Origin of the sequence: Pedobacter borealis DSM 19626, from assembly GCF_000708285.2 — a bacterium.
Taxonomy (GTDB): domain Bacteria; phylum Bacteroidota; class Bacteroidia; order Sphingobacteriales; family Sphingobacteriaceae; genus Pedobacter; species Pedobacter borealis.
In genome coordinates this window covers 1-25,452 of the sequence record NZ_JAUG01000072.1, presented here as the reverse complement: position 1 = coordinate 25,452, position 25,452 = coordinate 1, and the positions used below count along the sequence as shown (strand labels likewise).

Annotated in this window: 24 protein-coding genes; 16 read left to right on the top strand and 8 right to left on the bottom strand. The window is 39.4% G+C overall.

Annotated features, from left to right (window positions below; genetic code table 11):
- Positions 1 to 504: 504 nt before the first annotated feature.
- Positions 505 to 774, bottom strand: a complete 270-nt coding sequence (locus AW17_RS17175) for an aspartate/glutamate racemase family protein (RefSeq protein ID WP_209444281.1) — start codon at positions 772 to 774, stop codon at positions 505 to 507.
- Between the two features lie 44 nt (positions 775 to 818).
- A complete protein-coding gene (gene cysS / locus AW17_RS17170; RefSeq protein WP_029278504.1) occupies positions 819 to 2,279 on the bottom strand; it encodes a cysteine--tRNA ligase in 1,461 nt (486 codons plus the stop codon).
- A gap of 739 nt (positions 2,280 to 3,018) precedes the next feature.
- On the opposite strand from cysS, the gene AW17_RS17165 reads away from it, so the two are divergent.
- The 4 genes from AW17_RS17165 (at position 3,019) to AW17_RS17150 (ending at position 6,037) form a co-directional block, all read left to right on the top strand.
- Positions 3,019 to 3,396, top strand: a complete 378-nt coding sequence (locus AW17_RS17165; RefSeq protein ID WP_051691918.1) for a GNAT family N-acetyltransferase — start codon at positions 3,019 to 3,021, stop codon at positions 3,394 to 3,396.
- A gap of 222 nt (positions 3,397 to 3,618) precedes the next feature.
- A complete protein-coding gene (gene lipA / locus AW17_RS17160) occupies positions 3,619 to 4,512 on the top strand; it encodes a lipoyl synthase (RefSeq protein WP_029278501.1) in 894 nt (297 codons plus the stop codon).
- 113 nt (positions 4,513 to 4,625) lie between these two features.
- Positions 4,626 to 5,177: an RNA polymerase sigma factor gene (locus AW17_RS17155; RefSeq protein ID WP_029278500.1), complete on the top strand. Its 552-nt coding sequence runs from the start codon at positions 4,626 to 4,628 to the stop codon at positions 5,175 to 5,177.
- 2 nt (positions 5,178 to 5,179) lie between these two features.
- Positions 5,180 to 6,037 carry an anti-sigma factor gene (locus AW17_RS17150; RefSeq protein ID WP_036670282.1) on the top strand — a complete coding sequence of 286 codons (858 nt, stop codon included), beginning with the start codon at positions 5,180 to 5,182 and terminating at the stop codon, positions 6,035 to 6,037.
- Positions 6,038 to 6,549: 512 nt separating this feature from the next.
- On the opposite strand, the gene AW17_RS23775 is transcribed toward AW17_RS17150, so the two are convergent.
- Together AW17_RS23775 and AW17_RS17145 are read right to left on the bottom strand one after the other, a co-directional pair.
- Positions 6,550 to 6,765, bottom strand: coding sequence for an AIM24 family protein (locus AW17_RS23775; RefSeq protein WP_245235094.1), 216 nt, complete (start codon positions 6,763 to 6,765; stop codon positions 6,550 to 6,552).
- A 105-nt stretch (positions 6,766 to 6,870) separates the two neighbouring features.
- Positions 6,871 to 8,367 (bottom strand): bifunctional ADP-dependent NAD(P)H-hydrate dehydratase/NAD(P)H-hydrate epimerase, encoded by a 1,497-nt coding sequence (locus AW17_RS17145; RefSeq protein WP_029278497.1) that lies wholly within the window; start codon positions 8,365 to 8,367, stop codon positions 6,871 to 6,873.
- Between the two features lie 168 nt (positions 8,368 to 8,535).
- Here AW17_RS17145 and yiaA point away from each other — a divergent pair, with 168 nt between their 5' ends.
- The 9 genes from yiaA to AW17_RS17100 all read left to right on the top strand — a co-directional run bounded on the left by yiaA (position 8,536) and on the right by AW17_RS17100 (position 18,524).
- A complete protein-coding gene (yiaA, locus tag AW17_RS17140; protein WP_029278495.1) occupies positions 8,536 to 8,943 on the top strand; it encodes an inner membrane protein YiaA in 408 nt (135 codons plus the stop codon).
- A gap of 196 nt (positions 8,944 to 9,139) precedes the next feature.
- Entirely contained in the window at positions 9,140 to 10,453 is a 1,314-nt protein-coding gene (eat, locus tag AW17_RS17135; RefSeq protein ID WP_029278493.1) for an ethanolamine permease, read from the top strand.
- On the top strand, positions 10,453 to 11,814 hold the full coding sequence (locus AW17_RS17130; protein WP_029278491.1) for a glutamine synthetase family protein: 1,362 nt from the start codon (positions 10,453 to 10,455) through the stop codon (positions 11,812 to 11,814). The genes eat and AW17_RS17130 overlap by 1 nt, the downstream gene beginning before the upstream one ends.
- Before the next feature lie 117 nt (positions 11,815 to 11,931).
- Positions 11,932 to 13,080, top strand: a complete 1,149-nt coding sequence (locus AW17_RS17125; RefSeq protein WP_029278489.1) for an iron-containing alcohol dehydrogenase — start codon at positions 11,932 to 11,934, stop codon at positions 13,078 to 13,080.
- A gap of 141 nt (positions 13,081 to 13,221) precedes the next feature.
- A complete protein-coding gene (locus AW17_RS17120) occupies positions 13,222 to 13,929 on the top strand; it encodes a gamma-glutamyl-gamma-aminobutyrate hydrolase family protein (protein WP_029278487.1) in 708 nt (235 codons plus the stop codon).
- Between the two features lie 82 nt (positions 13,930 to 14,011).
- Entirely contained in the window at positions 14,012 to 15,376 is a 1,365-nt protein-coding gene (locus tag AW17_RS17115; protein ID WP_029278485.1) for an aldehyde dehydrogenase family protein, read from the top strand.
- 3 nt (positions 15,377 to 15,379) lie between these two features.
- A complete protein-coding gene (locus tag AW17_RS17110) occupies positions 15,380 to 15,769 on the top strand; it encodes a SpoIIAA family protein (protein ID WP_029278484.1) in 390 nt (129 codons plus the stop codon).
- 323 nt (positions 15,770 to 16,092) lie between these two features.
- The gene (locus tag AW17_RS17105; RefSeq protein WP_029278482.1) at positions 16,093 to 18,042 is read left to right on the top strand and encodes a beta-N-acetylhexosaminidase; all 1,950 of its coding nucleotides are present in this window, start codon (positions 16,093 to 16,095) and stop codon (positions 18,040 to 18,042) included.
- Positions 18,043 to 18,053: 11 nt separating this feature from the next.
- The gene (locus tag AW17_RS17100) at positions 18,054 to 18,524 is read left to right on the top strand and encodes a CYTH domain-containing protein (protein ID WP_029278481.1); all 471 of its coding nucleotides are present in this window, start codon (positions 18,054 to 18,056) and stop codon (positions 18,522 to 18,524) included.
- Between the two features lie 101 nt (positions 18,525 to 18,625).
- Here AW17_RS17100 and AW17_RS17095 read toward each other — a convergent pair whose 3' ends face one another.
- The 4 genes from AW17_RS17095 to AW17_RS17075 form a co-directional block, all read right to left on the bottom strand.
- The gene (locus tag AW17_RS17095) at positions 18,626 to 19,261 is read right to left on the bottom strand and encodes a response regulator (protein ID WP_051691917.1); all 636 of its coding nucleotides are present in this window, start codon (positions 19,259 to 19,261) and stop codon (positions 18,626 to 18,628) included.
- A gap of 521 nt (positions 19,262 to 19,782) precedes the next feature.
- Positions 19,783 to 20,751: an FKBP-type peptidyl-prolyl cis-trans isomerase gene (locus AW17_RS17085; RefSeq protein ID WP_029278477.1), complete on the bottom strand. Its 969-nt coding sequence runs from the start codon at positions 20,749 to 20,751 to the stop codon at positions 19,783 to 19,785.
- A 197-nt stretch (positions 20,752 to 20,948) separates the two neighbouring features.
- Complete coding sequence (locus AW17_RS17080; RefSeq protein WP_029278475.1) at positions 20,949 to 21,944, bottom strand: FKBP-type peptidyl-prolyl cis-trans isomerase; 996 nt, start codon at positions 21,942 to 21,944, stop codon at positions 20,949 to 20,951.
- 45 nt (positions 21,945 to 21,989) lie between these two features.
- Positions 21,990 to 23,000, bottom strand: coding sequence for a DHH family phosphoesterase (locus tag AW17_RS17075; RefSeq protein WP_029278474.1), 1,011 nt, complete (start codon positions 22,998 to 23,000; stop codon positions 21,990 to 21,992).
- 241 nt (positions 23,001 to 23,241) lie between these two features.
- On the opposite strand from AW17_RS17075, the gene AW17_RS17070 reads away from it, so the two are divergent.
- From AW17_RS17070 to AW17_RS17060, 3 genes are all read left to right on the top strand, one after another.
- Positions 23,242 to 23,661 (top strand): nucleoside-diphosphate kinase, encoded by a 420-nt coding sequence (locus tag AW17_RS17070; protein ID WP_025144153.1) that lies wholly within the window; start codon positions 23,242 to 23,244, stop codon positions 23,659 to 23,661.
- Positions 23,662 to 23,796: 135 nt separating this feature from the next.
- Entirely contained in the window at positions 23,797 to 24,564 is a 768-nt protein-coding gene (gene bamJ, locus AW17_RS17065; protein WP_029278472.1) for a BamJ family beta-barrel-assembly machinery protein, read from the top strand.
- A 500-nt stretch (positions 24,565 to 25,064) separates the two neighbouring features.
- Positions 25,065 to 25,238 (top strand): hypothetical protein, encoded by a 174-nt coding sequence (locus AW17_RS17060; RefSeq protein WP_245235093.1) that lies wholly within the window; start codon positions 25,065 to 25,067, stop codon positions 25,236 to 25,238.
- Positions 25,239 to 25,452: the final 214 nt, after the last annotated feature.

Below are 25,452 nucleotides of genomic sequence, written 5' to 3'. Positions count from 1 at the left end.
TTGTTTGTGTTTTCTTTGGGCTGATTGAGCCCTCCGGGGTTTGTGTTCAATACTTATTAAAGCTTTAATCAACCTCTATGAACACAAAACCACTGCGTTTTAGGTTTGGCAATGCTATTTGTTCTTTCCTGCAACTGTTTTTTTGATTTCTCCGGCCCTTGGGATTGACGGTGCTCTTCGGTTAAACCTGTGTTTTATTAGAGTTGGTTAGCAAAACGAATAAAAACCAAACCAAAAGATGTGTCCACACGATAGTTCAAAGGTGGACAAATTTCTTGGTGAGTCCAAATGTGTAGGATTTGTTTTCTACACTTAACCTATTCCGCGTCGCTCTTTAAGGGAGACGGATTTCTTGATGAGCCTAAAAACCTATGAGATTTGTTTTCCTGCCCTTAACTCATCGCTCTTTGAACGCGCAATAAATGAATGAATAGTTACGAAAGCATATAATCCACAATGGCCTCGCAATGGATTTTAGTAGTATCAAAAACGGGAATATCAAAATCATCCTGAATCGGCAAAAATATGGGCGGTATTGGCGCAGAGTACAATTGCTTCTGCCCCACTTCGTTTTAAACTTTCGCAAGCATTGAGCAAAAGATCAAACGATCCTTCCCAGGTTTTGTCCTGAACATCGCCAAAATTAAGGGAGTAAATCAAACATTCGGCGAAATTTAAGCCACCCAAACGCTCATTTACACCCTCATTTGTAAAACGGTAGTAATCTATAGTAGATACACAGCTAATACCGCCTACTAAACCAATTTTTCTCATTATTAAAATCGAGTTGTGACTTTGGACTGTAGACTCAGGACTAACTACGCTTTACTCCAGGTCGTTCCCTCTTTGCCGTCTTTAAGCTGGATTCCCAACTCCTGCAAGCCAATACGTATACGATCGGAAGTGGCGTAATCTTTATTCGCTTTCGCTTCCGTCCTTAAGTTAATCACCATATCCAGAACGCCATTTAAGTCGTTACCTCCGGCATCTTCATCTTTCAGTCCTAATATATCGAATACGAAATCGTTAACCAGTTGCTTCAACTTTTCTAATGCTTCTGCAGAGATTTTGCCCTTACCATCGTAAACGGTATTGATAATCCTTACCGCTTCAAACAGTTCGGCAATCAAAATCGGACTGTTAAAATCGTCATTCATCGCATGGATGCATTTCTCTTTCAATGCATCGATATCAAAATCGTTCTGTTCAGAAACTGTTAACTTATCTAACAAACCAATAGCAGCCATTAAGCGGCGGAATCCTTTTTCCGAAGCATCTAAAGCTTCATTCGAGAAATCCAATGTACTGCGGTAGTGTGCCTGCAACATGAAAAACTTAACCGTCATCGGGCTAAAGCCTTTTTTCAATAAAGCGTGATCACCCGTAAATAACTCTAAAGGAAGAAAACCATTGCCAGCCGATTTAGACATCCGCGTACCGTTTACGGTAAGCATATTGGTATGCATCCAATAGCGTGCAGGTTGTTTATGGCTACAAGCCTCAGATTGTGCAATTTCGTTGGTATGGTGTGTTGCCGCCAAATCCATTCCACCACCATGAATATCAAATTCGGCGCCCAAATATTTAGCACTCATGGCCGAACATTCAATATGCCAGCCCGGAAAACCCATGCCCCATGGCGATTGCCATTGCATCAGGGTTTCTGGTTTCGCTTTTATCCATAGCGCAAAGTCTAACCTTCCACGTTTCTCATCCTGTCCACCCAGTTCGCGGGTATTGTTCAGCATGTCTTCCAGATTGCGGTTGGTTAAAATGGTATAATTATATTCCTTGCTATATTTTTCTACATCAAAGTACACATTGCCATCAATCTCATAACCGTAACCGTTAGCTATAATTACTTTAATCATTTCGATCTGCTCAATAATGTGCCCTGTAGCGGTAGGTTCGATACTTGGCGGCAGCGTGTTGAACATGCGCATTACATCATGGAAACCTAAAGTGTACTTCTGTACAATTTCCATTGGCTCAAGCTGCTCTAATTTTGCACGTTTTGCAAACTTATCGTCGCCCTCGTCCCTATCGCCCTCTAAGTGACCTGCATCTGTTATATTACGTACATAACGCACCTTATAACCAGCATATTTAAGGTACCTGAAAATTAAATCGAAAGATATAAACGTGCGGCAATTGCCCAAGTGCACATCACTATAAACAGTAGGACCGCAAACATACATCCCAACATTGGGTGCATTTAAGGGTTGGAAAAGTTCTTTTTTGCGCGAAAGCGTATTATAAAGCTGTAAGCCAGTATTCATATTGCAAATGTAAGATTAAGTTAGAAAGTTAAAACGTTAAAAGTTGCAATGTTTCGCTTATGATTTTTAACTAACATTTATAAACAGGTTCCGTGCAGTATCCGTGCTGTCAGATGTTACCATCTGACAGTAAAACAAAATTTATTTATAGGGTTGATTTTTCTCAAACACTAGAAAAGGTGCATTACTGCTTATGGAGTACAGCAGTCCCTCTTTCCGCTGTAGCTTCGCCGAAGGGGCTCAGGCTGCCGCTTCAATAGGGTTTAGCTTGGCTATTTCTGTGCTTTTGGCTTTAAAAACCGTCGCTAAACTTGCGAAGTCTGCCCAGCCTATGGCTTTGTGAGACTTCGCAAGTTGGCCTGGCACGCGGTGTCCTGTCAGATGTTACCATCTGACGGTAAAAACAAAATTTAATCTTTAATTTTAGCTTCATCTATCAAAACATCAGTAAAAAATGGTTCAGATCAGAGAAATTTATCCGTGCTATCAGATGTTACCATCTGACAGTAAAACAAAATTTATTTATAGGGTTGATTTTTCTCAAACACTAGAAAAGGTGCATTACTGCTTATCTGGTACAGCAGTCCCTTTTCCGCTATAGCTGCGCCGAAGGGGCTCAGGCTGCCGCTTCAATAGGGTTTAGCTTGGCTATTTCTGTGCTTTTGGCTTTAAAAACCGTCGCTAACTTGCGAAGTCTATCCAGCCTCTGCCCTTGTGAGACTTCGCAAGTTGGCCTGGCATGCGGTGTGCTGTCAGATGTTACCATCTGACGCAAACATCAGCCAGAATTAAACGCATTCATAATAGTAACGAAAACTGCGCATTTGTTGCTTTAGTTAATGGCAAAGTAGTAGGCTGGATTCACGGTTTTTATACATTAAGGATAGAATCTGATCCATTTATCGAAATTGGAGGCTTAATTGTGGATGAAAATTACCGAAACCTAAAAATCGGGAAGCAGTTGATCGAAAATGTAAGCTTTTGGGCGAAAGCGCATCAGGTAAAAAAACTAAAAGTAAGATGTAACATCAAACGCACCGAAAGCCACAAATTTTATGAGCGGCTTGGCTTTAAGGAAAATAAACGACAGATCGCGTTTGAAATGAATGTGGTTTAATTTTTTCAATAGTGTCAGACAGAAATATCTGACAACCACAGGCAGGTCCTTGCTAAACTTGCGAAGTCTAGCTCCGCCCCTGCCCGGCCAGACTTCGCAAGTTAGCCGCCCCACAATTAACCGATTAACCTGTTCGAACAATTAAGCAATAGCCCCCAATTATTACAACCTTCAAACATTTCTGCATTGTAACATTTCAATCCTATTCATTAACTTTGTACCATGATTGATTTACCGGTAGTACCTGCTGTAACTGAAGTAAAACGTAAACCAGATTGGTTGCGTGTAAAATTACCCGTTGGTAAAGAATATGCACAAGTTCGCAGTTTAGTAGACACGCACAAGCTCCATACCATCTGCGAAAGCGGAAATTGTCCTAATATGGGCGAATGTTGGGGTGCAGGCACGGCAACATTCATGATTTTGGGTAATATCTGTACCCGTAGCTGTTCTTTCTGTGCTGTAGCCACAGGCCGCCCTTTAGCAGTTGATGTTGACGAGCCTAACCGCATTGCCGATTCGGTAAGATTAATGGGCGTTAAACATTGTGTAATTACTTCGGTAGATCGCGATGATTTAAAAGATGGAGGCTCAATCATCTGGGCAGAAACCCTGCAGGCTATCCGCAGAGAAAGTCCAATTACTACTTTAGAAACCTTAATCCCCGATTTTAAAGGTCAGTGGGATAATTTATACCGCGTATTGGAAGAAAGACCAGAAGTGGTTTCGCACAATATGGAAACGGTTAAGCGTTTAACCAAACAAGTGCGGATCCAGGCTAAATACGACAGAAGTTTAGAGGCTTTAAAAAGAATTTCTGAATTTGGTTTAAGAACAAAAACAGGTATTATGCTCGGCTTAGGCGAAACCGAAGAAGATATTTTCGAAGCCATGGACGATTTAGTTGCAAATGGTGTACATATCTTAACCTTAGGGCAATACTTACAACCTACACGTAATCACCATCCTGTTGTAGACTGGATCCATCCGGATACTTTTGCGATGTATAAAGAAGCTGGTTTAGCAAAAGGTTTAAAGTATGTAGAAAGTGGCCCGTTGGTACGTTCATCTTATCATGCAGAAAAACACCTTTTTCCAATTGAGGGGATTGCTTAATTTACTGGCAATGCAGGTTTAATAACGCTTTAAAAGTTGCACTCCTTCCTGGAGTGCCTTTCTAAAACATTTTTTTGCTTTTACTGTTGTGTATTGTATCTTAGTAACCAATAGTGACCGCATTAAAAAAAATAACCCTAACTGAGCCTGAACTTGTTCAAGCACTGCAGTCGAAAGATCCCGCGGTTCTAAAAACACTGTACAGCATGTATTCGCCAGCGCTTTATGGCGTTATTTCGCGCATTATCACCCATACAGAGCTTGCTGAAGATGTACTACAAGAAACTTTTGTAAAAATCTGGCAATCTGCTGCACACTATGACAATACCAAAGGACGTTTGTTTACGTGGATGATGAACATTGCCCGCAATTTATCAATCGACAAACTACGTTCTAAAGACTTTAAGAATTCACTCAAAAACCAAGATATAGAAAATAACGTAAGTTTCGTTGATGAACAAAACAAGGTAACGTTTAATCCTGATATTCTTGGAGTTAAGCAACTTGTGGAGAACCTTAAACCGGATCTACAAGCAGTTCTTGATTTAGTTTATTACAAGGGTTTCACCCATGTGGAAGCCGCAGAAAAGTTAGATCTGCCATTAGGTACGGTGAAAACCCGGATCCGGTTGGCTATTATTGAATTGAGAAGGAATTTTAATTGAGCGTGGAAAATTTAAAAGCATATATCGAATCTGGAGTACTTGAGCTGTACGTTTTAGGTGATTTATCACCTGAAGAAGCGTTGCAGGTTGAGGAAATGGCATCTCAACACCCTGAGGTAAGAGATGAAATAGCTGCCATTGAGCAAGCTATGGAACAATATGCTATGCAAAATGCTGTAGAACCATCTGCAGATGTAGAAACAAGATTATTCGAAAAGTTGGGGTTAAGTGAAGTTGAAGAGAATGTGAATGTTCAACCCGAACCAATTTATACAGAAGAACCAAGAATTATACGTTTAGATGGAAGTGATGCCAAAGTAAGAACTTTGCGTTACGCCTTAGTTGCCTGTATAGCTTTATTGGTAGTAAGTACAGCGGCATTGTTTATTACCTATAACAAACTAAATGCCGCACACGACCAAATTGCGAGTTTGAACCTTGATAAACAAAAATTTGCTGGCGTAGTAAGCAAGTTAGAGTTTGAAAACCAGGGTTTAGATAATATGGCTGCCATGGCCGACAGCAAAGAATGGGCAACCATCAGAATGGCTGGCCAGGCTTTTAGCCCGAGCGCTAAAATGAAAGTTTACTGGAACAAAAAAGATAAAAGTGTGCTGATTAACTATGTAGCAATGGATTTACCAAAAACCGATGCAGCACATCAATATCAGTTATGGGCTTTGGTAAACGGCAAACCAGTAAGTTTAGGCGTATTCGGAAAAACGGATTCAGCCAATAACGAAGCATTGGTAAAAATGCAGGCCATTCAGGAAGCACAGGCCTTTGCAGTCACAATAGAGCCTATGGGCGGAAGTGTTAATCCAACAATGGATAAATTAACCGTAATGGGCGGTGTTTAAATAGAAATAATTTAATCAATTATATTAAAATCCCGACATTGATAAAATGCCGGGACTTTTGCTTTTTGTAAGCAGTACACCGTCATTCCCGCGCAGGCGGGAATCTTAAAGCCTATTGCATTACGATTCCCAATCAAGTTGGGAATGACGATGCTACTATATTAAGATTTCGCTGCGTACTTCACCTCTTCGTAAGGCTGTACCAATCCCCTCTTGCAAATAAGAGGATAGCCTATTAAGTCATAGGTTTTGCGCCCTGCAGCCCTAAATAGGATGAATGGCCGCGCCGCCTAAACCTGACAGCAGCGAACACCGAACGCAGAGCGGTAAAGCGAATGGCAGGACTATCGTTGCCTAAATGCTTCTGCATGTGCTTTCCAAAAAAGTGGATAAATATTTCTGCTGAAAGAAGTGCAATACCTGATTAACGCATGCAGAGAGACCTTGTCATAAAGATCTCTCCTCCAAAGGAGTTTCTTTGGAACGCTGCGGTCGAGATGACGATGCTACTATTAAGACTTCGCTGCGTATTTCACCTCTTCGTAAGGCTGTACCAAAATCCACCCCTCGCCAAAAAATTCTAATTGGAAAGATTCGCCACTTCCTCTTCCGATAAAAGAACCGAAAGTTAAATTGGTTTTAATGTTTGGTGTTAAGTTTTCAGACCAGGCTACTGTAGCATTAGGGTCGGTATATACCGGTTGATTACCTGTAACCGTTTTTAAGATATCTGTTATTTTAAAGATTCCCTTAAACTATAAATTATAAACTAGAAGTATAGTAGATTAATACCGATTTTTCTTCACAATTGTGGCTAACCAACGATAAACAAACTAATTGGATATGAGCACTTTAATTTCTTTCGACACCCGGGTTGCAACCTGCGAGGCAGTAACTACAAAGTGTTCGTGCGCTAAATGATCACCGGCTTTTCCATGAATGTAACAAGCTAAGATAGCGGCATCTGCTGCCGAATATTGCTGTGCTACAAAGCCTGCAATAATGCCCGTAAGAATATCGCCCATTCCCCCTTGCGCCATTGCCGCATTGCCCGTAGGATTGATGAGGACTTTACCTGTAGGCAGGCAGATAAAAGTATACTGGTTTTTAAGCACGATAACAATCTTCTGTTGTCTGGCCTGTTCTATAGCCTTTTGCACCCTGTCCCACCAGTTATCATGTTCCCCGAATAACCGATCGAACTCTTTCATGTGTGGGGTAAGAATGGTATTTGCGGCAAGTTTATCGATTAGATCGGGCCTTTCGCCCAGAATATTTAAAGCATCGGCATCAATAATCATTGCTTGGTTGGCCATAATCAAGCTTTCGAGCAGTTTTTCATTCTCAGCCTCAGTACCTAAACCCGGGCCAATAGCAATTGCCTGATATTTCTTGGGGTTCTCTATCCTCGTGTATTCGTCCCTTGGCAGCGCCATTACTTCTGGTAAAGTGGTGTTTAAGGCGGTTAATCCGCTCTGTGGGATACAGGCTGTGGTTAATCCCGCCCCTGTGTGTAAACAGGCCATCGTAGACAATAAAGCCGCACCCATGGTATTGGTATTTCCCGCGATAATCAGTGCGTGGCCGTAAGTACCTTTATGGCTGAACAATTTTCGGGGCTTCAGGATCTTTTCAATATCACTTTCTTCCACCAAATAAAAATCTGCCTCTTGTTTTTGGATAAAAGCCTCATCCAGATCAATATCAACCACCTCATATTTTTCAGTCGCCATGGCCGACTCGGGGAAGAAAAAGTTAATCTTCGGCCTTTGAAAACAAATTGTTTTATAGGCTTTTATACCGTTGTATTCTTTAGGCAGCTTGCCTTCCGCAAAAAAACCAGTGGGTACATCAACTGCATACACTTTTTTATTCAGCTTGTTAATGACCTGAACCAGTTGTTCATATTCTCCGCTTAAAGGTTTATTTAAACCAGAGCCTAAAATGGCGTCGATAATTAAATCGGCTTTCAGATTCTTTACGTCAGAAACCTGGTTGACAATCGTTTTTTTGCATCTCGTTTCTTCAATCCGTTGTAGGTTGATGGCAAAATCGTCGCTCTGTTTTTTACTGAAGTCGACAATGTAAACTTTTATATTCTCGTATCCGTTAGCAATAAGCAAATGTGCAATAGCCAGTCCGTCTCCTCCATTATTTCCCTTTCCGCAGAATATAGCCACGCTTTTATTGGTATCGAACTCATCTCTTAAAAAAGTTTGAACAAAAGCCCTCGCAGCTTTCTCCATCAGATCGATTGATGCTATTGGCTTATTGGCAATCGTAAACTGATCGGCACCACGCATTTGGGCAGAAGTAAGCAATTTTCGCATATAACTAAGATAAGATTATACAGCTATAATGCAAAAGATAGGATTTTGTTTGATTTTTTCTGCCCAAGCTGCTGGTCTTCCAAAATAATTTAAGATACTGTCTTTTAATTTTTATACCTTTTGTCAATCTTTAGCGTTGTCTATTGAATTAAATTAAATCTCAAAACAATGAATCAAAAACCATCGAATGCATTCGTGGCTGCCGCCTGGATTGCATTAGGTATCGGAATGATCGGCTTTATTGTAGGCCTGTGGCGTTCTGATATGCTTCTCAATGAAAAAGGATATTATTTTACCGTATTGATGTTTGGCCTTTTCGCCGTAATCTCTTTACAAAAAGCTGTTCGCGATAAATTGGAAGGAATTCCGGTTACTGAAATTTATTACGGTATCAGTTGGTTTTCTACGCTCTTAACCATCACTTTATTGGTAATTGGTTTATGGAATGCTACTTTGCTACCCAGCGAAAAAGGATTTTATGCCTTTGCCTTTTTACTCTCTCTATTTGGCGCCATTACGGTGCAGAAAAATACGAGAGACAGCCAGATCGTGAACAAAAATCGCGATTCGGAATAGCCAAAACAGCTTATTCTTAACGAATTTTATTGAAACCAATGCCCAGGCATTGGTTTTTTATTTTTAACCAAAAACGAAATATATTCTCTCCTTAACTAAAAAATAATTACTACTTTAAACATCAGATACCGAAGCTAATAGTTTATCATTTTCGAGCAAATAATATAAACCTATTTCAATCTTATACATCCTGCCAATGGAACAAAAAGATAGCTTAAAAAAAACACTTACCCCTTTTATGTTATGGGGACTTGGCGTTGGATATGTGATTTCGGGAATGTATTTCGGCTGGAACTTAGGCCTCGAAAAAGGTGGTACACTGGGTATGGCCATTGCAACAGTTGCCATTATGGTGATGTATGTTACCTTTAGTTTTAGCTATGCCGAACTGGCCTGTGCTATACCAAAGGCTGGTGGCGTTTTCGATTATGCCAATACCGCACTAGGCAAAAACATCGGTTTTATTGCTGGCATTGCCCAAATGGTTGAATTTATATTTGCACCACCCGCCATTGCATTTGCCATTGGCGCTTATTTTAATGCCTTCTTTCCACAGGTACCCATTCTCACCAGTGCAATTGCGGTGTACTTTATCTTTACTGCCCTAAATATATACGGTGTAAAAGCTGCGGCTTCGTTCGAAGTAATTATTACCATTTTGGCCGTTGGCGAGCTGTTATTGTTCTCAGGCATTACATTGCCTAAATTTCATGCAGAAAGCCTGGTCCATAACAATTTCCCGAATGGCTGGAGCGGTGTTTTTGCTGCCATCCCTTTTGCCATCTGGTTTTTTCTGGGTATTGAAGGCGTTGCAAATGTAGCAGAAGAAACCAAAAACCCACAACGCGATATCAGCAAGGGTTTTGGCTGGGGCATATTTACATTGGTTGTTTTATGTGTTCTGGTTTTTATCTCCACTATTGGCATTGGCGGCTGGGAAGCCATTGTGTATAAAAATGGAAAATCGGGCGAAACCTCTGATTCGCCTTTACCACTTGCCCTTTCGATGATTACAGGCGATAACCACCTGATGTATCATTTACTCATCACGGTTGGGTTATTTGGCCTGGTAGCCTCCTTTCATGGCTTGGTTTTGGCAGCCGGCCGTTCTACTTACGAGATGGGCCGTGTAAAAAGTATCCCAGCTATCCTCGGAAAAATTTCTCCTAAATTCCAAACACCTGCAAATGCATTAATTGGCAATATGGTGATTGGGATCATCGCACTTTTATCAGGTAAAACGGCCGAAATTATTATCATTTCTGTATTTGGTGCATTAACTTTATATATCATCTCGATGATTTCGGTAATGGTACTGCGGAAAAATCAACCAGAAATGGCACGGCCTTTCAAAACCCCGGTTTATCCTTTATTTCCCATTATTGCCTTAATTATTTCCTGCGTTTCTTTCATCGCAATGCTGATTTATAATCTTAAATTGGGTTTAATTTATTCGGGTATTGTTTTGGGCATATTTCTTCTATATAAAATATTTAAAAAGGCAGATTAATGAATACGAGCAAAGAAATTCTGGATTATGTTAAAAATCATCCCTCTAGAAAAGTAAAATTAGCTGTTGCCGATATCGACGGTATTTTAAGGGGGAAATATGTAGCTGCCGAAAAATTCGCATCCCTGGTTGAAGGCCGATTGGGTTTCTGTGATGTTACCTTTGGTTGGGATGCAGGTGATGTGGCATACGAAAATGGAAAATATACAGGTTGGCATACCGGCTATCCCGATGCACAGGTTAAAATCGACTTGAGTACCTTTCGGAAAATTCCCTGGGAAAATGACGTGCCGTTCTTTTTGGGCGATTTTATTGACGATCAGGATCAGGCAAATTTTGTATGCCCGCGACAATTATTAAAAAAAATAATTGCCCAGTGCGAAAGTGAAGGATTTTCACCTCTTTTTGCACAAGAATTTGAATGGTTCAATTTTTCGGAAACGCCAGAGACAATCCAGGAGAAAGGTTTCGTTAATTTAAAACCTTTAAGCCCAGGCATGTTTGGTTACTCCATTTTAAGGAGCACCTACCGAAACGAGTTTATGAGCGATCTGTTCGAACTGCTAAATAAATTCGATATCCCGATTGAAGGTTTGCATACCGAAACCGGGCCGGGGGTTTACGAAGCTGCCATTAAATATGCTCCTGCCTTGCAAGCTGCCGACCAGGCCATATTATTTAAAACAGCCGTAAAGGAAATCGCCTATAAACATGGCATCCTCGCCACATTTATGGCCAAAATAAGCGAAAACTTACCAGGATGCAGTGGTCATGTGCACCAAAGCCTCTGGGATGCAGACAAGAAGATCAATTTGTTCTATGATGAAAAAGATGCAGCTAAAATGAGCGAAATAATGAAAAGTTATATCGCTGGTCAATTGCATTGCCTTCCATACCTTTTACCAATGATTGCCCCTACCATAAACAGTTACAAACGTTTAGTTGAAGGCGCATGGGCACCAACTACGGTAACATGGGGAATCGATAACCGTACAACGGCATTACGTGCGCTACCAGGAAGCAAAAAGGCTTCGCGTTTAGAAACCCGCATAGTGGGTTCAGATACCAATCCTTATTTAGCACTTTCGGCCTGTTTGGCTGCCGGAATGTACGGTGTTAAAAATAAATTAAAACTCGAACAACCGGCCACCAAAGGAAACGGATATACCGATTTATCGAATGGAACACTCTCGCGTAATTTATTTGATGCTACACAGAAAATGAAAAATTCTGATCTGGTCGCAGCATTGTTGGGCGAAGATTTCGTTGATCATTTTACCATGACCCGCGAATGGGAATGTAAACAATATGCTAAAGTAATAACCGATTGGGAACTGAAAAGATATTTAGAAATTATTTAGTTTGTAGAATCGTTATTTTAAACATCAATAGCCGTCATTCTGAACTTGATTCAGAATCTTTTGCAGAATAGATGCTGAAATAAATTCAGCATGACGTAAACATAAAAAACAATTGTCATGATATTTGATAAAATCCATCAGTTTAATTTCCCTACAACCATTCGTTTTGGTGCTGGCGCAGTAAAAGAATTGCCCGCCTACTTAAGTAAGAACAATTTAAAGGCCCCATTAATTGTAACCGATCCCACCATCGCGCAACTTCCCTTTTTTAAAACCATTGTTGAAGATTTAAAGGCAAAGGGTATTGCTGTTGAGGTTTTTAGCGACATCCACAAAAACCCGGTAAAAAGTGATGTTTATAAAGGCACTGATGTTTGGGATGCTACCAATCGCGACAGTATAGTTGGTATTGGTGGTGGTGCAGCTTTAGATGTTGCCCGTGCAATTGTACTCCGCGTTAATCACCGCGAGGATTTATTCAAGTATGATGATTTAATCGGCGGCGATATCTACGTAACGAACGATGTTCCACATTTTATCACCATCCCAACCACATCTGGTACCGGAAGTGAGGTTGGCCGAAGCGCAATTATTGCCGACGATGAAACCCACCAGAAAAAAATCCTATTCTCGCCAAAATTAATGGCGCAGATTGTATTTGCAGACCCGGGGTTAACTATGGATTTACCCCCATTTATCACTGCCGCAACAGGTATGGATGCCCTAACTCACAACATGGAAGCTTATCTGGCTAAAAATTTCCACCCGATGTGTGATGGAATTGCACTGGAGGGAATTTCGTTGATCAAAGATGCTTTGGAACGGGCAACCAACAATCCTGATTTAGAAAGCCGCAGTAAAATGTTAATGGCTTCGATGATGGGCGCAATTGCTTTTCAAAAAGGTTTGGGTGTAGTGCATTCACTTGCGCATCCGCTTTCTTCATTGTTAGATACCCATCACGGATTGGCTAATGCAGTGAATATTCCTTATGGTATGCAGTTCAATGTTGCTGGTTTTGAAGATCGTTTTAAAAAAATTGCCCGTACGTTGGATCTCAAGGATGAAAATGGTGAAGCTGTTGTAAAATATCTGTTCGATTTAAATACAAAAGTGAATATTCCGCATAAATTGAGTGATATTGGCGTTAAAAATGAACATATAGAAACACTTGCCGATTTAGCCTTTGCAGATTTTGCACATCCAAACAATCCTAAACCGGTAAGCAGAGAAGATTTTAAACAATTGTACTTAAGTGCACTATAGGCTAGGATTAGGATGAAAAGATTATAGGATTTTAGGATTATAGCGCCTTATAAAATCAGTGTAATCCCAAAATCTGTGTAATCATGCCGAAGGAAAAATGAGTGTAATCACCCCGAAGGAAAAATAAGTGAATTAATTAATATGTCTGATAAAATAATAATTGGTGTTACCGACTGTAGTAAATTCGACATCTATCGGGATTGGGTTTTATCCTACAACAAAAATGTGGAGGTAATCCAGCTGGGGTACAAGCTCAACAACTTCGATGAGGTCAGAAAATGCAATGGGATCGTTTTAACAGGAGGAGAAGACGTTCACCCCCGTTTTTACAATCAGCCTGAATATTATCCTTACTGTTATGATGATGATATTGATGAAAAGCGTGACGAGTTTGAATTTAAGGTTTTAACCTATACCGAAGCCAATTCTATCCCTGTTTTAGGCATTTGTAGGGGCATGCAGGTGGGTAATGTGTTTTTTGGCGGAACTTTAATTCCTGATATCCCAACCTGGGGAAAATTCGATCATTCAAAAATGCACGATAAATCAGACCGTTATCACGAAATCATCATCAATCCTTCCTCATGGCTCAACCAGATCGTGAATACAGATAAAGGCTTGGTAAACAGTAACCATCACCAAAGCACCGATAAAACAGGGAAAAGTTTGGTGGTGAGCGCAATATCACCAGATGGTGTTACAGAAGCCATGGAGCGGATGGAACCTGAAGGGAAATCCTTTTTGTTATTTGTACAATGGCACCCTGAGCGGTTAAAAGACCAGCAAGGGCCCTTCAGCAAAAACATACATAGTGCATTTATAAATTCAATCGTTAACCACAATAAATAATCGCTCGGAGACAATGGTTAGCACGGAGTAACAATTATTTTCCGTGATTTCTGTGTTTCCGTGGCAATAATCAATAGGAAAGATGCAGATCATCAACCCAGCAACGGAAGAAATTATAACCAGTTTAGCGGAAGATAACTCTTCTACGCTTCAAACTAAACTAGATACTTTAAAAAAAGCTCAACCACAGTGGGCCAACAAAACCCTTAGCGAAAGGGTTTCGATTATTGCCCGGTTTAGTGATTTACTGGAAACTGGCATAGAAGAATTGGCATCGGTATTAACCAGCGAAGTAGGCAAGCCACTCCAACAATCGCGCAACGAAATTAATGGCGCAAGAGCCCGCATCAAATGGATGTTGACCAATGCCGAAAAATACCTGGCCGATGAAATAATGACCGATGAACCAGGACTCAAAGAAATCATTAAATACGAACCGCTCGGTGTAGTTTGTAATATCTCAGCCTGGAATTACCCTTATCTGGTTGGGGTAAATGTATTTATCCCAGCTTTATTGAGTGGCAATGCTGTAATGTACAAACCCTCAGAATATGCCACCTTAACCGGAATCGAGATTGAAAAAATGTTAAAAAAAGCAGGGGTCCCCGATGATGTTTTCCATATCGCTATTGGCGCAAAAGAAACGGGAGCAGCATTATTAGAAATGGGTTTTGATGGTTATTTCTTTACTGGCTCCTATAAAACAGGAAAATTTATCTACGAAAAAGTAGCGGCAAAAATGGTTCCCTGTCAATTGGAGTTAGGCGGAAAAGATCCGTTGTACATTGCCGAAGACGTAACCGATGTTGCTTCTGCTGCTATTGGTACGGCTGATGGCGCTTTTTACAATAACGGACAAAGTTGTTGTTCAGTTGAGCGCATTTATGTGCATGAGAAAAATTATGAAAATTACTTAAATGCCTTTGTTACCGAAGTTAAGCGCTGGAAAATGGGCCAACCGACAACCGATGGTGTATATATTGGTGCCTTAACACGGAAAGAGCAGATTTTGGTATTGGAAAACCAAATTAAGGATGCCTTAAGTAAAGGTGCAACATTATTAACTGGCGGAAAGGCCATTGCAGGAAAGGGCTATTATTTTGAACCAACAGTGCTCACAGATGTTACCAATGATATGCTGGTGATGCAGGAAGAAAGTTTCGGACCGATTATCGGAATTATGAAGGTGAAAGACGATGCAGAGGCCTTAAATATGATGAAAGATACAGACTATGGCTTAACTGCATCGGTTTATACAGCCGATCAGGCAAGGGCTGAAAAAATACTATCACAGCTTGACTCGGGTTCGGGTTATTGGAATTGCTGCGACAGAGTGAGTGCAGCACTGCCCTGGAGCGGAAGAAAATATTCGGGTATTGGCGCTACCCTATCACATCAGGGATTAAGGGCTTTTACTAAACCAAAAGGCTATTATTTAAGGGGATAATAAATGGAAAACGATAGTGACAAACAACTTATTGAAGGCGAAATTGCCGATTATTTGTTAACAGATGATGGAATACTCATTTCTTACAGTAAAAGCATTTTACGTACAGTAGAAAATATTGCGGCTAATGTGGCGCTGGTGAAGAAAATTACTGCGAATAAGAAAGTTCCACTGTTAATTTACTTAAAAAATTCTCCTGTTCCAGACAAAGAAACACGAAAATTTTCTACGGAGCAATTGCCTCAAATTTATACGGCTATGGCGATGGTTTCGAAACGCGGTTTAGCCCAATTAATTATGAAGATCCTCTTTAAGTTTCAAACCCCTCCTATCCCAATTAAATTATTTACGGATGATGAGAAAGCGAGAGAATGGTTAAGGCAATTTTTGTAAATTGATTAATAGTTTCGCTTCTTCAGCAACTATTCCTTCACTGTGTCATTCTGAACGTAGTGAAGAATCTTTTAAGTAAGAAGATTTTATCAGGGAAAGGATCGAATTGACTTTAATACTTCAGTTGTTGTACGCTAGAGAAAGAACATTCGCCATCAGAGCCTAGATTTCATCGCTCAAGGATTCTTCACTACGTTCAGAATGACAAAACTTTTTACTTTGTCCCATTGATCATTTTCCCATTGCTCAAATTCTCTCAATTAAAATCTTTTTTAATAAATTGCGGATTATACTTATCCGGTTAACCCGTTTTAATTATTTTAATGAAAAAATTATTCCTGATTATCTCCTGCTGTTTTTTAGCAGCCAATACCTTCGCTCAATCTATTGTTACAGAAACTGAAATCGGCGATTCCGAAAGCGCGGTTGTGCAAACACCAATTGCCATCATCCCCGAGCCTGTATCCCTAATGAAAAAGGCAGGTACTTTTACCTTGCCAGAAAATATAACTATCCAGACCGTTAAAAGTGGGGAATTAAAACAATCTATCGCTTACCTTTCTGAGCGGATTACTACCGCTACAGGGAAATTTGTAAGCACAGTGAGTAATTCGAGCCATCCTACCATCAAACTGATCCTTAATACGCAAGAAGATACGCAACTCGGTAAAGAAGGTTATAGACTAAATGTTAACCCCACTCAGGTTGTCATCACCGCAAATCAGCCTGCAGGAATTTTTTATGGTGTTCAGTCATTGCTTCAACTTTTCCCGGCCGAAATAGAAAGTAAAGAACAGGTAAGCGGCATTAAATGGAAAGCACCTTGCGTTGATGTAGTAGATTATCCAAAATTGGGCTGGAGAGGCTTAATGTTCGATGTTGCGCGTCACTTTTTTACTAAACAAGAAGTAAAACAGTTTATTGACGATATGGTACGCTATAAATTTAACCTCTTGCATTTACACCTTGTAGATGATGAAGGTTGGAGGATCGAAATTAAAGGCTTACCTAAATTAACCGAAATAGGTGCCTGGAGCGTTAAAAAAACCGGAACTTTCGGCGATTTCATCCCACCTACTGCTGACGAACCCCGTACTTACGGTGGCTTTTACACACAAGAAGATATTAAAGAACTTGTTCAGTATGCACAAGAACGTTTTGTAAACATATTACCAGAAATCGATGTTCCGGGACATAGTTTAGCCATTATCGCCTCTTATCCTGAATTATCCTGTACACCCGATGCGGTTAATTATAAAGTGCGCTCAGGCGAGAAAATAATGGATTGGAGCCGTGGTGCGCCTCCAACAGCTTTGCTTGATAATACGCTTTGCCCGGCAAACGAAAAAGTTTACGTGTTCTTAGATTCGGTACTTACCCAGATAGCGAAACTTTTTCCTTTCGAGTACATCCACATGGGTGGTGACGAAGCACCTCATAATTTCTGGGAAAAGAACGACCAGGTTAAAGCCTTAATGCTTCGCGAAGGTTTAAAAACCATTCCTCAGGTTCAGGCATATTTTGAAAAACGTGTAGAACAGATCGTAATTTCGAAAGGCAAAAAATTTATGGGCTGGGACGAAATCCTCGAGGGTGGTGTATCGCCAACAGCAGCTGTAATGAGCTGGAGAGGAATGAAATATGGTATTGAGGCGGCGAACGAAAAACACAATGTGGTAATGAGTCCGACTGATTTTGCATATTTGGATTACATGCAGGCTGATGCCATTACAGAGCCAAAAGTATATGCTTCGCTAAGGTTAAATAAAGCCTATCAGTTTAATCCTGTTCCGGCGGGCGTAAATGCGCAGTATGTGATTGGGGCCCAGGCCAACCTTTGGACGGAGCAGGTATTTACTTTCCGCCAGGTAGAATACATGGTTTGGCCACGTGCGTTTGCCATTGCCGAATCGATCTGGAGTCCGATTGAAAAGAAAAACTGGGCAAATTTCGTTGATCGTACACAACAGCATTTCAAACGATTAGATTTGGCAGAGATTAAGTATTCCCCTGCTATTTACGATCCTATTTTCACGGTGAAACGCAGTGCAGATAAACAATTAATGATCGAATTAACGCCAGAAATAGACGGTCTGGATATCTATTATAGCTTCGACAACTCTACTCCCGATCGCTTTTATCCGAAATACACAGCCGCATTACAGGCACCAAAAGATGCCAGTATGTTACGTGTAATTACCTATCGTGGTAAACAACCCATCGGAAGACTGATCAGTATGCCTATTGCCGATTTACAAAAAAGAGCGAGATAATAAAGATCAGCATGGGAAAAGAAATAGAGCGCAAATTTTTGATCGATCAGCAGCAGTGGGATAACCTGAGCAAACCAAAGGGAATGCTTTTCAGGCAAGGCTATCTGCTTACAGATAAAGATAAAACCATACGTGTTAGGGCAACAGAAACCAAAGGCTTTTTAACCATAAAAGGTCAAACAATAGGGGCCACAAGGATGGAATACGAATATGAGATCCCGGTTACCGAGGCCACCGAATTATTGGATAATTTCTCTTTATCTGAACTTTCTAAAACCCGCTACGAAATCCCGTTTAGCGGTAAGCTTTGGGAAGTAGACGTATTTTTAGGCGCTAATAAAGGCCTGATTGTGGCTGAAATTGAACTTGACAGTGAAGACGAAATATTTGACTTGCCAGACTGGGTAAGCAGAGAAGTTACTGAAGAAGAACAATATTATAATTCCAATTTAACAGTTAGTCCTTTTAAAGATTGGATTTAATTTCCAGAATGATCTATCGTTTCAATTCTTCTAATAGTTTGCAGATCCATAGTTATTAAAGTCGAAAAAAAGACCATGTAACTTTAAAAATCAGGCCTTTATTAAATCAGCTGATGCTCGTGCGCAAAATTCAGCAAACCAACAATTGATTTAACGCCAGTTTTACGCCATATATTTTTACGATGGGTTTCTACTGTATGTTCCGAAATAAATAACATCTTGCCAATATCCGCAGAAGTGTATTCTTTGGCAATCAACCTAATAATTTCTACTTCGCGCGGCGACAAGCTGTTTACCTCTTCTGTATGATTTTCGCGCTGGTAACCATTAATAAATTTAGCCGTAATGGAATTTTGCACATAGGTTTCGCCAAGCATAACTTTATTAATTGCTTTATGCAGTTCGTGAAACTTTACACTTTTTAAAAGATAGCCATTTGCTCCAGACTTGATCATTTTCGAAATATTGATAAAATCATCCTGTATAGAAAGTACAATAACTTTAATTTTGGGGAATTCTCTTTTAATCAATTTAGTTAAATCAGCTCCGACCTTCTCGCTAACACTAACATCGGCAAACACAATATCTGGCGTTTTAGTCCTGATCAATTGTACGGCAAGTGCAGCAGAATTGGCCTCGCCATCAACAACAATACTTTCTGAATCACTTAGAATGGATTCGACATTATCTGTTAATGCATCATAATCGTGGATCAGAAAGACCTTGATCTTCTCCATAAAGTTTAGTTTTAACGTTAACCATTTTCACCAGAAATTCAGGCAAAACAGTTTGAAGAGATTTTTAAACAAAGGTTTAATCTCTATTCAAAACCTACCCAATATTCTATCAAAAGCTTTAAATTTTATGTTTTTAACTAAGGTAGGTATCAATTTGTTTTTAGCTTCTTTAAATAAATTAATGCCCCGTTTTTGTATAGCGGTTAAGTGAAGCCATTCGGAAATACTGTGGTTGTTTTTATTGTGCGTAGGGTAACCATACGAAGCCATTACATGATTATAATATCCATCCTTTATAAACAGAGTGAAAAATATGCTAAACAGCATCAATTTCGGGCCCAGAAACATAATAGTACTGCTTGAGCGCATAGTGATAATAAGGATGATTAATTGTTTTGTTAATCTAATTTAAACAAAAATATCATTTTGCAACTACAATTATCAATTTCTTAATACAAAAAAAGCGCAAAACCAGTATTGAAATTTACCGATCCTTGCGCTTTTATATTGTGATAAGTATTTTATTTGCTTAGCGGTATTGCCACATTTGGTTTAATAATACCTTTCAGTTCTACATCAAATACCAATGGCGTAAATGGATTAATTGGTCCGCCACCGTTTTCACCAAAACCCAATCTCGATGGCAAAATCATTTTGATCTTACCGCCTACACCAATAAGTTGGATACCCTGAATAACGCCTTGCGGCAATTGCCCTAATGGTAGGCTACGCGGCACATATTGTACACTTTCGGAGAAGATTCCCGCTTCTTTTGCGATTTTAGCATTCGAAGTATCAAAAACATTTAATGTTCCATTCGATTTTTTATTGGTAAACTGGCCTGTGTAGTCCATTAATACCGTATCAGTTAAAGCTGCTCTTTCAGAATTACCTGGGGCAGAAATTACATATTGCAATCCAGATGGCGCAGTAGTTACCTTTAAATCATTCTCGGCCACGTATTTTGCAATTTTAGCAGGCTCTACCACTTTATTTTTTTCATTTAGCGCTTTGTACTCCGATTCAAAGAAAAGTCGTTTCTTCGCTTCGAAAATAGAATCGGGATCTTTCCCTTTATGCAATACTTTCTCAATTTTAATCGTAAAAGAAGCTATGTTTGATTTTAGTCCTTTTGGCTTTGGCTGGCCTGAATATTTTTCCATAGAATCCAGGTTCAATTTAAAAACAGCACTGTCTCCTTCACCAAGCAGTTTCAATCCTGAAGCTAAATCGCCTTTAAACATCGATTTGCTAATGGCAAAGAAAGCCGGACGCTCATTATCGTATGTATTTACCATTACCGAATCGGGATTGGTATTGGTTTCTACCGTTTGAACACCATTTAACTTTACATAATCGCCATCCTGAATTTTCGGCTTACCGTCACTTTTATAGATCTTGTAAGTCATATCTCCTTCACCCTTTTCGAATTTGTTACAGGCAGACAGGCCTAGTGCCGCCGCCAAGAGAATAATAATTCCGTTCCTCATTTAAATTTATTTATTAAAAAACAGTAGCTAGATCTTTTTCAAAATGCCTACTATTTTATTAGATCACTACAAAGATAGGTTATAATAAGTTTTTATAAATCTTTGAAACGTTTTATTTCTTGGCTCAGTATTAAAAAATAATAAACAAAAAAATCCTGCTTAAATAATAAGCAGGATTTTAAAATATTTTTAAGAAATTATTTTTTAACTACTGGGGCAGGCATTTGAACTGGAGCTACTGCAGCTGGTTTTCCTTTAATAATATCTTTGATTTCTAAATCGAAAGCAATTGGGCTGAAAGGCATGATACCGACCTGAGGTGCACCTTGCTCGCCATAACCTAAGTTAGAAGGGATAATTACTTTAATTTTACCACCTTTACCAATTAACTGTAAAGCTTCAGTAAATCCTGGGATTGTACCGCCAACTGGCATTTTTTGAGGACCGTAAGGTTTACCTGGTTTAAATTCGTTTTCTGCTTTAGCCAATTTCTCATCACTTGTATCGAAGATTTTGTATTTACCATTTTTACCTTTTTTAGTTACTCTACCCGTATAATCAATTAATACGGTATCGCCTAAAGCTGGTTTTTCTGCACTACCCGGTTTTTCTATAATGTAGTGTAATCCACTCGCAGTAGTTTTGGTTTCTAATTTAGTATCTTCTAAATAGCTTTTTAATTTAGCAGGTTCAGCAGCTTTCTTTTTCTCTGAAGTAGCTTTGTAATCAGCCTGGAAAAACTCCTGTGCTCTTTTGTTAAAAGTAGAATCAGCTTCACCAGTTTTTTTCTTGAATACTTTTTCGATTTTCACTGTAAAAGTGATGTACTTATCATTTTTGAACTGCTCCGGCTTAGGTTGTTTACTATGAACTGCCATAGTATCTAAGTTTACTTTAAAAGTAGCGCTATCGCCTTCTCCAAACAATGTCAAAACATCGTTCATATCACCAGCATACATTTTTTTCTGTGCAGGAAATACTGCAGGAGTTTCGCTATCAAAAGTGCTTGATAAAACTGAATCTTTATCGTTTTTCTGGATAAAATTCATTTTAACGATATCGCCTTCTTTGATTTTCTCGTTACCTGCCGAGTGGTGAATGGTATACAATAACCCACCGGCTCCCTTTTTCTCTTTGTTACATGCCGCTAAACCCAAAGTGGCTGCTGCTAGAATAATAATTCCCTTTTTCATTTATTTAATTTGACTTTTTTAAGTTTATTGTTTTATTTTTTGTGTTTAAGCAATCAATTGTTCTTTATATTCTGCTAATATCGTTTTAAATTCGTTTACTACATCAACTAAAGGTTTTTCTGCTGCACCACCTGCCGCATTTCTATGGCCACCGCCATTAAAATACTTTTTACAGATTTCGTTGGCCGGAAAATCGCCTGTAGACCTAACAGATAATTTAACTTTATCCGGACGTTCAATAATTAATGCGGCTAAACGGATGCCGTTAATCGATAACGCGTAGTTTACCACACCCTCTGTATCGCCGGTTGTGCTATGGTATTGTGCCAATTCTTCTTTTGTAACCGAAATTATGGCCGTATTATATTCTCTTATAACCTCTAACTTGTTTGATAAGCAATAACCCAAAAAGCGTAAGCGATTTTCGCTGGCGTTATCGTACACCATTTGGTGGATTTTCCAGTGCTCTGCACCAAGATCTATCAAATCAGCTGCAATACGGTATACCTCGGCTGTAGCTGAAGGAAAACGGAAAGATCCAGAATCGGTCATGATACCGGTGTACAAACAGGCTGCAACATCTTTGTTGATGCCAGCTTTATCCTCCAATTGGTTAACAATAAAATCGTAAACCAACTGGGCAGCAGCACAGGCGTTAATATCCCAATGACGGTAATCATCAAAATCTTCAGGTTCGAGGTGATGATCGATCATGATTTTTTTTGCTCCTGCTGCTCTAACCAATTCGCCTAATTCATTAATCCGGCTTAGGGCATTAAAATCAAGGCAAAAGATGAGCGAAGCTTCATCCACTAGCTTGGCGGCCTTCTCTTGCTCCTCTGTAAAAATAATTACATCGCCATTATTTGGCATCCAATGCAGAAAGGTAGGATAATCTGTTGGTGTGATTACCTTAACATGATGGCCTTTTTGAATTAAATATCCATATAACCCCAGAGATGAACCTATCGCATCGCCATCGGGTTTGTGATGCGTAGTGATCACAATTCGTTGTGGCGTAGCCAATAATGTTTTTAATTCAGTTAGTGTAAGCATATATTTTTTGCGCTGCAAAGCTAAGTAAATTTAGATTAGGATTAAAGGATTTTAGGATTAGTAGGATCATAGTTTTAAAAGAGATGGAGATTAACAGGATTATACAGCATAAAAAAAGCTCAGTTAGCCATTTGAAGCCTAATTATCCATTACTAACCTTGATTCGCGACCGAAAAACAATGTTTATTGATTATTCATCAATTAAAACGTATTTTTGCAAAAAATTGATATCAAAAGCACAATGAGCACTAACAGAACTTTTACCATGATCAAGCCTGATGCAGTAGCAAACGGCCATATCGGATCGATCATTAACGACATTACAAATGCTGGTTTTAAAATCATCGCATTAAAATATACTAAACTTACAGACGAAACTGCTGGTCAGTTCTATGCTGTTCACGCTGAGCGTCCTTTTTACAAAGATTTAGTAAGCTTTATGTCTTCAGGACCTATTGTTGCTGCTATTTTAGAAAAAGACAACGCCATTGAAGATTTCAGAAAATTGATCGGTGCTACTAACCCAGCTGAGGCTGCAGAAGGAACTATCCGTCAGAAATATGCAAAATCAATCGATGCTAACGCTGTTCACGGTTCAGATTCTGATGAGAATGCAGAAATTGAAGGTAACTTCTTCTTCAAAGCAGATGAACGTTTCTAGTTTTCAACACAAAAAACTTACAATAAAACCCCGGACATTCGGGGTTTTATTGTTTTATCTATTTTGTATCTTTCGGCCTTAAAATATAATCCACCATTTTAAACCTGTTGGAATTAATTACAAATAAAATATTCAATGAAGAGAATTTTCCTAGCGGTATGTTTATCAGGTATCGCTGTTGCATCTTATGCACAAACCAAAACCGCAGCAAAAAAAACAGCTGCAAAGAAATCTATTCCAGTCAGTAAAACTTCAACGCTTACCGTATTAAAATCTCCTTTAGATTCTACCAGTTATGCTTTTGGTACCTCGATCGGTGCAGGTTTAAAAACAACCGGCCTGCCTACCTTAAATTACGAAGTATTGCTAAAAGGTTTGAAGGATGCATTTACTGGCGGTAAAGTTGTGCTCAATCAACAACAGGCACAACAATGTATTAACGAGGCATTAGCCAAGGCATCATCAGTAAAAAACAAAGCTGAAGAAGCAGCAAATAAAATTAAATATGCACCAATTATGAAAGAAGGACAAGATTTCTTAGAACAGAACAAAAAACGTGCAGGTGTACAAACAACTGCAAGCGGCTTACAATACGAAGTTTTAACTGCTGGTACCGGCGTTAAACCACAGGCTACCGATTCGGTATTGGTTCATTACAAAGGAACATTATTGAACGGAAAACAATTTGACAGCTCTTATGATAGAGGCGAACCGATTTCTTTCCCACTAAACCAGGTAATTAAAGGCTGGACAGAAGGAGTACAATTGATGCCTGCCGGTTCGAAATACAAGTTTTTCATTCCATATGATTTAGCTTACGGAGCGCGTGGTGCAGGACAGGATATCCCTCCTTACAGCACTTTAATCTTCGAGGTTGAATTATTGAAAGTGAACGGAAAATAAGAATTTATATTTGTGCAGTCAGATGTTACCATCTGACTGTTAATGAAATTAAATGACGATTTTTTAAAGAAAAATACGCAGCCAGATGTTACCATCTGGCTGTTTTTTTGAACTGGGATTGAAACAGTTCTTTCAAAAAGTATGTTGAATACCGTGTCAGATGGTAACATCTGACACCACGGCTAAAAGATAAATGTGCAGCCAGATGTTACCATCTGGCTGTTTTTTGAACTGGGATTGAAACAGTTCTTTCAAAAAGTATGTTGAATACCGTGTCAGATGGTAACATCTGACACCACGGCTAAAAGATAAATGTGCAGCCAGATGTTACCATCTGGCTGTTTTTTGAATTGGGATTGAAACAGTTCCTTCAAAAAGCATGTTAAATACCGTGTCAGATGGTAACATCTGACACCACGACCAGGACGATTCCAGGCAAATGAGTCATTTACCAAAACTTTCTCCCGTATTCAATGTTAGCTATTACAAATAATATGAATATGAAAAAAGCATTTCCTTTAGCACTGATCGCATTTTTATGCACTACCTTGAGCAGTTGTGAACTAGTAGAAGGTATATTTAAAGCCGGCGTTTGGGTGGGCGTAATTGTAGTTGTAGTAGTGGTTACACTACTGATCTGGATTTTGTCCAAGATATTTGGTGGAAGAGGCTAGTTATTCTACCTATCAGGCTGTCTAAAGGACTCCTACGGAGAGCCTCCCGATGAATCCTATCGTGTGGACACATTTCTGAATAATTTGTTTCTTTGTTGGATGCAAACACGAGGTTTTACGAGTTTATCCGATTCAAGGTTAATTAGCAGGGGTAATAAGAATCTGGATATACTTTTCAGGAACAGTGTCCAGAGTATACGCCAGTTAAGCAAAG